The 11912-nt window shown below is 53.7% G+C and carries 6 protein-coding genes; 5 read left to right on the top strand and 1 reads right to left on the bottom strand.

Translation table 11 applies throughout. The annotated features are described in order from the left end of the window. Positions 1-9 precede the first annotated feature (9 nt). Complete coding sequence (locus MJ639_RS16370) at positions 10-2394, bottom strand: DUF262 domain-containing protein (protein ID WP_243375066.1); 2385 nt, start codon at positions 2392-2394, stop codon at positions 10-12. 381 nt (positions 2395-2775) lie between these two features. Here MJ639_RS16370 and MJ639_RS16365 point away from each other — a divergent pair, with 381 nt between their 5' ends. The 5 genes from MJ639_RS16365 to MJ639_RS16345 all read left to right on the top strand — a co-directional run bounded on the left by MJ639_RS16365 (position 2776) and on the right by MJ639_RS16345 (position 11911). After that, positions 2776-3408, top strand: coding sequence for a hypothetical protein (locus MJ639_RS16365; protein ID WP_243375063.1), 633 nt, complete (start codon positions 2776-2778; stop codon positions 3406-3408). 123 nt (positions 3409-3531) lie between these two features. Next, complete coding sequence (locus MJ639_RS16360) at positions 3532-3873, top strand: DUF3768 domain-containing protein (protein WP_243375060.1); 342 nt, start codon at positions 3532-3534, stop codon at positions 3871-3873. A gap of 273 nt (positions 3874-4146) precedes the next feature. Continuing rightward, entirely contained in the window at positions 4147-5943 is a 1797-nt protein-coding gene (locus MJ639_RS17855; protein ID WP_279306674.1) for a hypothetical protein, read from the top strand. Between the two features lie 15 nt (positions 5944-5958). Further along, positions 5959-6585: a hypothetical protein gene (locus tag MJ639_RS16350; protein WP_243375059.1), complete on the top strand. Its 627-nt coding sequence runs from the start codon at positions 5959-5961 to the stop codon at positions 6583-6585. Between the two features lie 28 nt (positions 6586-6613). Next, a complete protein-coding gene (locus MJ639_RS16345) occupies positions 6614-11911 on the top strand; it encodes a calcium-binding protein (RefSeq protein WP_243375057.1) in 5298 nt (1765 codons plus the stop codon). The last annotated feature ends 1 nt before the right edge of the window (position 11912 follow it).

The following is an 11912-nucleotide window of genomic DNA, read 5'->3' as shown; positions in this document are numbered from 1 at the left end:
TTAAACGCTCTACGCGGGTGCGAGATCCGCCAGTTCAGCAAGGCTGATCTTGTAAGGACTAATATCGAGCAAGCCGTTCGCCTTTGGTAGCGTCATCATGAGCTTCCCTGACCGCTCCGTAAGATGAATATGGTAATGCATCTTTTTAGTCGTATTGCGAGTCGTAGTATTTAGAGAAGTCAAATGCTCGGCTATTACTGAACGAGGAATTGCATATCCGTGATCTCTATCCATGCAGCCGATCAGCAAGAAGCCTTTCTGAACGCCCGCCAGGAACTCGTCAGATTCTGGATGATAGGCGTACCAGTAGCGGAAGTCGTCTCTACCAAGATAGGGCTTCGAGACGGCGACGATGGCCCGGAACGCTCCATCGGCATTGGCGTACTTCGCTAAACTCAGCGCCTGAAACGACGTGTCTTCGCGTAAGGCGAGCGCCGACACAATCTGATCGCGCTTGGCCTGGAGCAGTTCTGGATCGGTGAACTGCGAGGTTCTGCCTTCGGTGGGCTTAGAATCAGTATCATTGACGTTTTCCGGCTCAAGTGCAGGACGTGGCCAGATTTCTAACGCGGCTTTGAATAAGGTCTCGCCCCGCTCTGTAATGGATTTTTCCGACCAGCCTGAAGGAGGGGTGGAGCGCAGCCAAGCATTCAGCCGAAGATCACTATCAGCAACGATTTTTGCAACCTTGGCAGGGAAGGGGCCATTGCTCACGGAACCATTGAGTTCTTGGGTAAGCAAGGTCAGATTGCCGATGGTGTGCATGACCCTTTCACGGCACCGGTCATACGCTTCGCCTTCTAGAAGTGGCATTGGCTCTTCATAGGGATAATCCGAGACACTGCCTTTCTGAGGCAATAGATGCTCAACGGTCAGTTTGGCTGGCAGCGTTATGCTCTCACTGCGGGATGTCCGGATATGAGCTTCAATAGCCCGAAGCACCATGGCGCTCCGGTCAGGACGACTTTTGGCGTATATTGGCTTCGTGAGCCATGCAGTCAGAAACTGCTCGTCTGTCGGCCATGCTGTGGTCACATCCGAGGATCGACTCAGTTCCGTTCTCACGATGTCGGCTAGATCCTCATCAGTCGCTGCACGCTTGAGCTTAGTTAGAACAGACACAAAGAACCGATTGTAGTTCTTGTTTGTAAGTTGGCATACGAAGCGCCGGACTAACCAGGACTCTAGATCCTCAAGGATCTGATCCTTGGAAGAGGCGGAAAGTCGCTCCTCAGGTAGGGACAGCACATAAAGAAGTACCGGATAGACCGTGCTGGTATCTAGAGATCTGAGGCGCCGTGCCAGATTGCTCGCGCGGTCAGTTCCACTCGGTTGCACCAATTGCGTGAAGAGGCTGCTATACCTCTTCAGATCGGCCAATAGAATCTCCACTCCGTTTGGGTTGACCTCGCGCCAGTCCCGGAACTCCCGGAACAATTGACCAATGTTCAGATCCCGCTCGGTCTGAATGACGAGATAATGGAAAAGGAAAAGATCGATGCGGGGCCTAGTGAGGCGTCCCTGCCGTTCCTCGACGTGCCAGAAGCGGTCCTCACCGTTGATCGGCGTCTCCAACCGGTCATCGTCGAAGGGGCGCCAGAACTGGTTGTAAAGGTCATCAGCATTGCAGGTAGGATCGCTTGCTGCTTTCATGAAGATGTAGTTGCGGATCAGATCGGAAGGCAGAAGTGGCTGGCCCCGAGCATTGAGTGTCTCGAAGATGATCTGCGGATCATCGCCATCTTCAAGCTCAATCACGACCAGTTGAAGCGCGGTTCGTAACGCCTGGATCAATGCGAAGATACGGCTTTCTCTATCCTCTGCGGATTCGCTCAAGCTGACAAAATTAGCGACGCACTTGTAGAAATAGATGTAGGCCGAGGCCATACGGGGGACATCTTGCTCGTCTTTCCCGATTTGCTTTTGCAAATCGGCGGGAGATCCTGCCGACAGCACAAGTCGAAACATCTCGCGGTCGGCATTGGTTGGCCACACCTTGTAAGAGCCGTCCGATCCAGGCCTCTCATCCTCGTTGGTCGTCAGTCGCCGCAGTCGCGCGGCATGTGCCGAATTCGTATGGATTGCGAAGTCACGAATGGCAGCGATGAGGATCTGAAGCGTTGTCAGTCTCTGCTGACCGTCGATCACCTCTGATCGTGCAACCCCCGCCCCGACGATGCGCGATACGTTTAGGACGATTGCGCCAAGGAAATGGGAGTGTTTGGGCGTGAGCCCTTCCGAACAGAAGCAAGCTTCAGCTTGTCTTTCAATGTCGTCCCAGAGCGGCTCCCATTGATCCTGCTGGTTCCAGACATATGCTCGCTGATAAAGCGGCACAACATAGCGGCGTTCTCTTTGGAAGAGATCGTGGACTGTGAGCTTGTCGGGTTTCATGAGGCTTAGCCACTGTCGAGAAGAAGTTGGGCACGTTTAGCGTCCCGGATCCAACATTGCTACTGCCAAGGTTGCAGGTTTGTGCCTCTTTCAACCGATAGTGGCTCGATCCTTCTGACCCGCGCAAAGGACGTCCGAATAGCCAAGCTTGACAATAAGAGTATAATCCTATACACTCATATGTGCTTGGGGTAAAATGGCCGAAATGCGCCATTTTGAGCCCCGAGCCGATGATAGCACTTGATAGGGTTTGAACATGACCATGCGTCACCCATGCCCGTGCCCCGAGGCGGCGCGGCTCACGCGGCGAAAGCCAACCAAAACATCTGACGTGTCGAGCAGGGGGCCTTGGGCCCCCTTCGTCGTTTCTGGAGGGCTGTGATGAGCACGAATGACGCCGATGCCAAGCAAGCTGACGTTCCGCAGGCCGATGCTAACCCGGTCACCGCAACCCTGATCGTGTTCGGGCTCGACCAGAACCAGAAGCCTCATGCCTCGTGGTTCGATGAAGCTGACGCGCCGCTGGCCGAGAAGGCGGCTGGCCTCATGGAGATGAAGATCCTGCGGCTGACAACGGATGAACAGCGGGGGCTTGCTGGCAAGCTGCCCAAAGGCCGGGTGTTCGAGAGCGGAAAGGCATTCGTGCCATTCGTGAATAAGACGCTCTATGGCCAGCTTGAGGCCATGGGTGGCGAAACACCGCCGCCGCCGGATCCTGCCATCATTCAGGCGGCGCTCGATGATGAACCGGTATCGTCCGTTGATGCGCCCTCGGGTGACGAGACGCAGCAGGTGCAAGGAGCAACCTCATGGGCCACCATCACGGTCGGAAGCGTGGTGCTCGCCACTGAAGGGCACATGGAAGGTTGGTTCGAGGCGGTCGTGACCGCTGCCAAGCCCAACAGCCTGTTCACGCTGAAATGGCGCGACTGGCCTGATGAAGCCCCGTTCGTGCGCAAGCGCGGGCACTTGGGCCTGCTGCCGCCTGCCGAGGCCGCCAAAGCCTCAAAATAAAGCCCGCGGGCGGCTTTTGCGCCGCCCCGGCTACCAGCTTAGCCAAAACAGCGCCGATGCGCCCCTATGGGCCTGAAATGCGGCCCGCGTAATCAGCCCAACAGTCCACAACCGGAGACTTTCATGGTGGCCTCGGTCAGCCAGCAGACCGCGCGTGTGCGCGGCCTCAACGATCAGCTTCGTAAGCATCACATCGGCGGGCGGGTTGTCATGACCCGAGGCATTGCTGCTTTAGGCCAGGAGATGGTGATGCGCATCAATCAGGCGGTGAGAGCTTTCGATGCCTTCGGTCCCGAGAACGACCCTTATGGCGAACACGATTTCGGAACTGTGCAAGTCGAGGGGCACGTGGTCATGTTCAAGATCGACTACTTCGACCTCGACCTTCAATATGCTTCACCGGATCCAGCAGATCCTAATGTCACCTGCCGGGTCCTGACCCTTATACTGGCTGAAGAGTATTGAATTTCAAGGGCTTCAGCCTTTTCCTCAAGCCAGGACCGAGCTTGAACCTCTCATAAGTCGATCTTCTCCTGGTGGTTGTGCGGGTTGCTATGTGCAATGTCCCTATTGGGCCCATCAGCTGCTACACCTCACATGATACAAAAGACGTAACTTTACAACGCCAAGCGGTAAGATTATGGTCCGCTCTCTTTCCTGCATCAGCCAGGAAATCCTTATAAAACATGACGTTGCGTTAAGCCGGGAGGCTTCGCTAAGCAGGGGCGGGCTCTTGTTATGTCTATGCCGACCGGTACAGATGGTGACGATATTTTCGCTGTCGATTCCACCAGCTTAGAGGGTGGGATATTTGACGGCGGGGCGGGAAATGACACGCTGCAGTTGCTGGGCGGCGGCCTCTTCGATCTCGATTTGCCCCTTGTTTGGAACGGCATTGAGAAGGTGCTTGGGTCTGACCAGAACGATACGATCCTGATCGCGGCCGAACGTTTGGCCGGGCTCGCGATCATCGATGGCGGGGCTGATCCAGCTCTCACATGGGATGTGCTTCAACTCAAAGGCGGGATCCTCGATCTTCGGGGCCTGACGATCACGAATATCGACCGGATCGAGGTTTGCACCGATGACGCCGTGCTCACTCTCGGCAACAAGAGCCTGGCGCTCTTGGCGAGCGGTTATGCTGCGCGGAACGATCAATTGGTCTTGGTTGGAGATACATTCACGGCAGCGCAGATCAAAATGCTCCATCAGCGCGGCATCGACACCATCACCGATGCGAATGGCGTTCATAGGAACGAGGCTCCGACCGTTGCGGGTTTAGACGGAGATCGCGTATCGATTGCTGCGGGACAAACCGTCTTTGTCGATGTTGGTAGCAATGCTGAGATCGTGGATGACGGCAGGCTTGGCGTTCTCAACATCATGGTCGCAAACGGTTTCCAGGACGATGATTGGCTGGGGATCGATACCGCAGGAGTAATATCGCTATCCGATGGCGTGGAGGTCGGCAGCGTCGTCTCCGTTCATGGGGTTGAGGTCGGCACGATCTGGGGTGCCGGTGGTCCCAAGATCGACATTGCATTCAATGCCAATGCGACGCCTTCTGTCGTGAGGGAGATCATCCGCGCCATTACGTACTCGGCTTCTGCCGTTGCGCCAAGCTCAAGCACCACCCGTGAGATCGTCTTCGAGATGTCCGATGATGGTGGGCGTTCAGTGCGGTCGGTGGCAAGAATCAACCAGATCGTCAATGAAGCGCCTAATGCACTCAGCCTCAGTGAAACCGCCGTCAAAGAAGCATCATCATCCGGTACTGTGGTGGGATTCTTGGAGGCGGCTGATCCCAACCCAGGCGATGTGCTTTCATTCACACTAATCGATAATGCGGATGGGCGCTTCGCCCTTGTCGGCAACAAGCTGGTTATTGCAGACGGCACGAAGCTAGATTTCGAGCGCGACCAGACGCATAGCGTGCTTGTTCGCGTGACGGATGAGGATGGCCTCTCATTCGATCAGTCCTTCACGATCACCGTTCAAGATGTTCCCGGAGATACAGTGACAGCTCCGACAGATAGTGACGATGTGATTGTTGTCGGCACTGGATCTACTTCTGTCTTTGGAGGGCGTGGCAACGATAAGCTGATTGGTAATTCACGTGGCAATAAGCTCTCCGGTGGCTGGGGCAATGACGTCCTTTATGGCAAAGGCGGCAATGACGTTCTAACAGGCGGGGCCGATAAGGACATCTTCGTCTTCGACACCAAGCCCAATAAGAAGACAAATGTGGATCGGATCACGGATTACTCCGTCAAAAGCGACTCGATCTATCTGGAAAATGCCATTTTCACGAAGCTCGGAAAGAGCGGGACATTCAAAAAGCCTGCCTTGCTTCAGAAGAAGATGTTCTGGATCGGAAAAGCGGCGCACGATGCAGATGATCGCGTAATCTACAATCCCAAGGATGGCTCACTCTACTACGACGCAGATGGGTCAGGCAGGGTGGCTGCTGTTAAGATCGCAGTGCTGCAAAAGAGCCTCAAGGCTATGTCTTACAAAGAATTATACATCGTATAGACTAGAGGTCTGCTCATGGCACAAAAAATGCTCAACAAAAGTAGAGCGGCTTTGCCCCTCGCCGTTCCATTAGTAATCGGGTACCCGGCTTCAAGCTGGGTTATGCTTAAGGCTATTGCGGCTCATAATAATTCAATATGCCATCTTGAATTGCCCTGGAGCGCGGAACGTTCGTTACAAATTCTTTCGCAGTTTTTTCCTGCAGCTTGGAAAGAAGTTCAAGAATTTGCAACCCTCTCAACACAGTGCTTAGCAAGCCTTCATGCAGATATAGCATCAGCTTACTACGTTATATTTGCTGTATCGATGGTCGCGGGGATAGTTTCTGCGCCTCTGTCTGGAGTTTTTCAAGGCGGGCCTATAATTGCACAAAGAATAGATCTTATAAAAGGGGTTATTGCTATGTACTGCGGAGCGGCGGCGTTTATAGTAATAAGCTTGTTCGCAATATATGGACCTGGAATAGTAGATTTTGAAAATAAAAGATCTATCGCCGTGTCTTTAGATGCAGGATACATTAATATTTTTTCATATTGGTTTTTATCTCAGGTGCTTTTTTATTCGGCAGCTTTTGGCTTGTGGTGGTTATCTACTGCAACTGCACTTCTATGGCGTGGTGCCAATTACAACAAGCAGCAATAAGCAACATTGTTGAATAGAGGGCAAACTTATGAGTCAGGAACGCACCCCCAGTACTGGGGCAGTAAAAAACACTCTTGATAAAACTCAGACTCTGACTGACACGCTGCACAACTTTGCCGCAGAGGTATTGGAGCGTTTTGGCAATTCGGTTGATGCTTCAGTCGCAAGGGGGCTTAGAGGCGTTGGAAAAGCACTGGGACCTATAGGTTCTCTCGCTCAAGTCGGCCTCGGATACAAAGAGGATGGAGTAGTTGGAGCTGGGTCTGCTGCTGCTGGTGTACTGGCTGGAATGGCTCTTGTCGCAGGTATCGGTGCTGCAGTCGCTGTAGGCGGCCCTCTATTGGTAGGCGCCGGAGTTATAACTGCAACAACTATGGGCGTAATTGCGGCAGGCTCTGTTATAGTTGGAGGTATAGGATCTTGGTTTGTATCCGAGGCGGTCGAAAATTTCACAAAGGATTATCTTAAAGGACTTCCCGCGCAGCCTGCTGATACTAATAAACCTGACTCATCCAAGAATAGTCCTGGGCCAAATACTCGCTCTGACACAGGGGCGTCACATGGCGGAGGGGGCAGCTCCGGCGATAGTCCTGGACCAGGCGGTGGCTCAAAATCGCCCAATAAAGATGATCGCTCAAATGACAATAGGCCAGATGGCGGCATCAAAGGCGGGAGCGGGACGGACAGCTATGGGGGGAATTACAACGATAACTTAGGCGATGATAGTCCTTCGCACCATGGGAATCCCGAGTATAATTCTGATGGATGGGGCGGTGACCCATATGCTGGAAGGGATAATGAAAACGGTGGTTATACCCAAGGCGGCTTTGGGGGTGATCCATATAGCGGTGATTATAACGCTCCTGATCCTGAGACTGCTTACGTATCTCCGATCTTTCTTGATTTGGATGGTGATGGCATCGATATTATCCAACTCAAACAATCGAACACGTATTTCGATTATAACGGCGACGGCAAAGTAGGCAGAACGGCTTGGGTCGGAGGAGGTGATGGTATGCTCGTCATCGACCTCGACAAGAATGGCCGCATTAATCCCGACGGAGTCATCAATCAGGCGGATGAATTCGTTTTCTCGCGCTGGGCGCGAGGAACGAGGAGCGATATGGATGCTGTTCGCGCATTCTTCGATACTAATCGCGATGGTAAGCTGTCTGCTGCTGATAAGTACTTCAAGAGCTTCCGGATCTGGGTCGATGCCGACGGAGATGCAGTCTCAGACAAAGGCGAGCTGAAGACGCTTGAGCAGCTTGGGATCACCTATATCCCACTTACACACAATCACAAGAAAAAGTGGCTTGCCGATGGCAGTAGGATCAACGGTACCAACAAAACTATTACAAAATATGGAAAGTCTGTCACGGTTGCAGATGTTGTTTTCGCCATCGGTAGCAAGAACGCATCTACAACAGTGACTAAGAACGGTGTTGACGTCGATCTCGGCGATGGCACTGTTTATAATTGGTACGTTGGTACAGGTGGTCGCAAAACGGCTCTCGAACTAGGCAAGAAAGGCTATGAAAAATCTGTTCTGAAGCAAAAGGATGGAACGCGTCTGACGGCCTCCTACACGTCGAAAGGAGGTCTATCGACGATTTATCATCAGACAGCTAAGGGAAAGATCATTGGCTACGAGGTATGGTCGCAAGGGCAGTATATCCACATGCTGTTCGACGCAGTGCAGAAGCTTAAAAGTCTACATTTCAGCGGGAATCATAAGAACAACACCTACAAGGGAGGAGCGGAGAAAACCTTCCTTGAAGGGAAGTCTGGTCATGATGCTTTCTACGGCGGTGCTGGGAATGATACACTGCGCGGAGGTGACGACAACGACAAGCTCTATGGTGACGCCGGAAACGATAGTCTCTCAGGTGACAACGGTGACGACCAACTCCGTGGCGGGCGAGGCAACGATACGCTCTCTGCGGGTAATGGCGAGGATATCCTTTTTGGCGATGAGGGCAATGATAGCCTGATCGGCGGCAGCGGTTCCGACAAGCTCTATGGCGGCGCAGGTAATGATCGTCTCAACGGTAACGAAGGTGATGACCGCCTGTTAGGTGACGATGGCGATGACCGCCTTGACGGCGGTGAGGGCGATGACGACCTGACGGGTGGAACCGGCGATGACACGCTCCTAGGCGCAGCGGGCATCGACAAGCTCTTTGGCGGCGACGGCGACGACTGGCTCTCTGGTGGCGACCATGACGATGTCCTCTCTGGTGGAGAAGGCCATGACAGGCTCGACGGCGGAAACGGCCGAGACAGTCTGACCGGCGGTGAGGGCAACGATACACTTCTGGGAGGCGGTGATATTGACCGCCTCGAAGGAGAGAATGGTGATGACGTTCTTTCTGGTGGTGACGGGAAGGACACGCTGATCGGGGGCTCGGGGGCGGATTCTATTTCTGGTGAACTGGGCAGCGACTCCCTTGACGGCGGAGCCGACAGCGACACCCTGTCGGGCGGTGCAGGCGATGACGTGCTGATTGGGGGCTCCGGTGACGATGAAATGACCGGAGACGAGGGCAATGATCAGCTTGACGGTGGCGAAGGTCATGACCTCCTCAATGGAGACGACGGCAACGATACCCTCGTCGGTGATGGTGGCGATGACCGTCTTGTTGGTGGCTCCGGCAACGATCAGCTTCATGGCGGAATAGGAGACGATACTCTCTCCGGCAGTGACGGCAACGACACCATGCAGGGTGGCGAAGGACATGATCTGCTGTCCGGTGGCGACGGTAAGGATTATCTCGCTGGCGCCGAGGGAGACGATACCCTGCGAGGAGGTTTAGGAGCCGATCAACTCATTGGCGGTTCCGGTAGTGATGTGCTCGAGGGAGAGGATGGCTCCGACAGAATCTGGGGCGGGCTTGGCAGCGACCAACTGTCGGGCGGTGGAGGTTCCGACATCCTCGAAGGCGAAGAGGGCGATGACCGCCTTGAGGGCGGCGATGGAGACGATAAGCTCACGGGTGGTGATGGCAACGATACCCTTGATGGTGGATCCGGTCACGATCAGCTCTTTGGCGGATCCGGAAACGATATCCTCATCGGCGGGCCGGGCGTGGACTATCTCGACGGTGGTGACGGAATCGATACGATTGTTTTGTCAGGCCGCCGACTAGACTATGAAATTCGATACAACGCGGCCATCGGCAGGTACTCCATTGTCGATCTACGGACGGGCTCCCCTGATGGCACTGATCTCGCCAGTATTGAGCGATTCCGCTTCAGCGATGGCGAGATGCACTCGTCCGAACTCGATTATCTCATCGGGACAGACGCTGAGATGGCTTGGAATGTCGAGAATAGCGATACCTCCCGGACAAGGATTTCCTGGAAAGTTTCTACGGCAGATCCTTCAAAGTGGGATGCCTATGTCACCCACCATGATCTGACTGGGGCTAAACTCAGCGAAACGGTCTTCAGGCATGACGGATCCCGTGAAGTCTACGCCTGGGATACCGACAATTCACAGACGTGGCTGTCCTACATCCATACCTATGATGCCAAGGCTCGCTTGGTCCGGCAGCTCTTCGACTATGATGATAACACACGGAAGGTGCTCGAATGGGATCGAGACGGAAGTGGTCCGTGGTGGCAGCGTGAGACCCTGTTTGATGCCAGTAAGCGTGAATCCCATCAGATTGAATTCGATGAGGCAGGCAATAAGCTAATCGAGCGTCAGTGGGATTACGGCAGTGCTGTCGAGTGGCAAAGGTATACGGTTCGCTATGATATTTTAGGGCGGTCTCTTTGGGAGGAGTATCTGTACGATAATGGTACCCGCCGCGTCTTGGAGAAGGATTACCTCAACAGGTACGTTTGGACAGAACGTGAGCAGCTCTTCGATGGCGCTCGCATGACGTTTGAGAGGACTGTCTATGATGATGCATCAGACGCCACCTACGGCGGGCACATCATCACGAAGAGGTGGGATTTTGGAGCTGAGGCTTGGAAGGAGCACGAGCTACGGCAGGATCGCTTTGAGCGCCCAACCTGGGAGAGATACATTTATGACTCTAACGCCAAGACGATCTTCGAGTGGGATTACAGCGGAACAACCTGGTCTGCCCGTGAGACGCGTTACAGCGCATCCGGTGGGATAACTTGGCAGAAGGACTCGTACAACAAGCTCGCATACACTCTCAGGGAATGGGACGATGCTGGCGAAGAGTGGAGCCAGCGTGAGTTCCGGTTCAATGAGGACGGAAAGCAAACATGGCAGGAGTACAAGTACGACAGCGGTTTAGCGCGTCAGGTCTGGGCCTGGAACTACGACAGCGCAGTGTGGTCGAGTTATTGGCAGGAGTATGACTTCGCAGGCAATCTCGCCAATCAGAAGTACGTGTACGACGATGGCTCATATACCAGGACGGCTTGGACCTGGCGATATGAAGGCAGCAAGGCCGTCAACGATATGATCGAGACCTGGAAGTACGATAATAAGGGCCGCCTCTATTACGAGTCCTTCAAGAATGTTGATCAGCTAGATATCTGGGAAACCGATTACTCGGGAGCTGGATGGTCGAAGAAACACAATTCTTACGTCAAGGATAAAAGGATTAAGGAAACGATCACCTACGACAATAAGACCAAAAAGGTGTCGGAATGGGATCCTTTCGACGAGTCTGCTTGGACATCGCGTGTGACCAACTACGATGCTTCTGGGCGTTCGGATTCCAGGACTGCGAATTGGGATGACGGCACGACTCGCAAGTGGGATTGGGATTATACGACTGGCAACGACTGGAGCTTAATTGAAAGGCATTATCGGGCTGGCGAGAAGATCCTTGAGGATGTCACTTACGACGCAGGGCACCGCTCTAGAGCAAAGTATGATGTCTTCAATGAACACGTTTGGAAGGAGTACTATTATCAATGGTACGCCGACGGCACCCTTGCATCGGAGGCATATCTTCACGATGATGGGTATACCGTACTGGTCTATTGGGACGGTCGCCTCATGGTGCCCGCTGTTAAGCCTCCAGTAGACGAACTCGAGGATAAGCTGGAAATCGATGTATCGGCTGATCCCCTCTCAAGTTTGGAAGACGAGCTTGCCTTCGCTTTCGATGACATCTCTGATGAATATGGTGGCCCTTCACCTACCAGCCCGAGCGCCGATATTGCTGTGACGATGGCAGGTCAGATCATTGATGGAGCAACTAGACTGCGTGTTGAGATAGACGAGGCGAGCAGCCCAAAGACTTTCACCTATCAGAATGACAACTCCTCGTCCGTCCTGAAGAGTGTGATGCTATCCAGCGCAAGCGCCGACGATTTCCGCTTTGTGGCGTGAT

This window comes from Microvirga solisilvae (assembly GCF_022808595.1).
GTDB lineage: Bacteria > Pseudomonadota > Alphaproteobacteria > Rhizobiales > Beijerinckiaceae > Microvirga > Microvirga solisilvae.
This window is presented reverse-complemented; position numbering and strand designations above follow the sequence as displayed.

What these genes read in the sequence shown, in the direction of transcription:
- MJ639_RS16370 (WP_243375066.1), bottom strand. Translation starts at nt 2,394, where the DNA reads ATGAAACCCGACAAGCTCACAGTCCACGATCTCTTCCAAAGAGAACGC.
- MJ639_RS16365 (WP_243375063.1), top strand. Translation starts at nt 2,776, where the DNA reads ATGAGCACGAATGACGCCGATGCCAAGCAAGCTGACGTTCCGCAGGCC.
- MJ639_RS16360 (WP_243375060.1), top strand. Translation starts at nt 3,532, where the DNA reads ATGGTGGCCTCGGTCAGCCAGCAGACCGCGCGTGTGCGCGGCCTCAAC.
- MJ639_RS17855 (WP_279306674.1), top strand. Translation starts at nt 4,147, where the DNA reads ATGTCTATGCCGACCGGTACAGATGGTGACGATATTTTCGCTGTCGAT.
- MJ639_RS16350 (WP_243375059.1), top strand. Translation starts at nt 5,959, where the DNA reads ATGGCACAAAAAATGCTCAACAAAAGTAGAGCGGCTTTGCCCCTCGCC.
- MJ639_RS16345 (WP_243375057.1), top strand. Translation starts at nt 6,614, where the DNA reads ATGAGTCAGGAACGCACCCCCAGTACTGGGGCAGTAAAAAACACTCTT.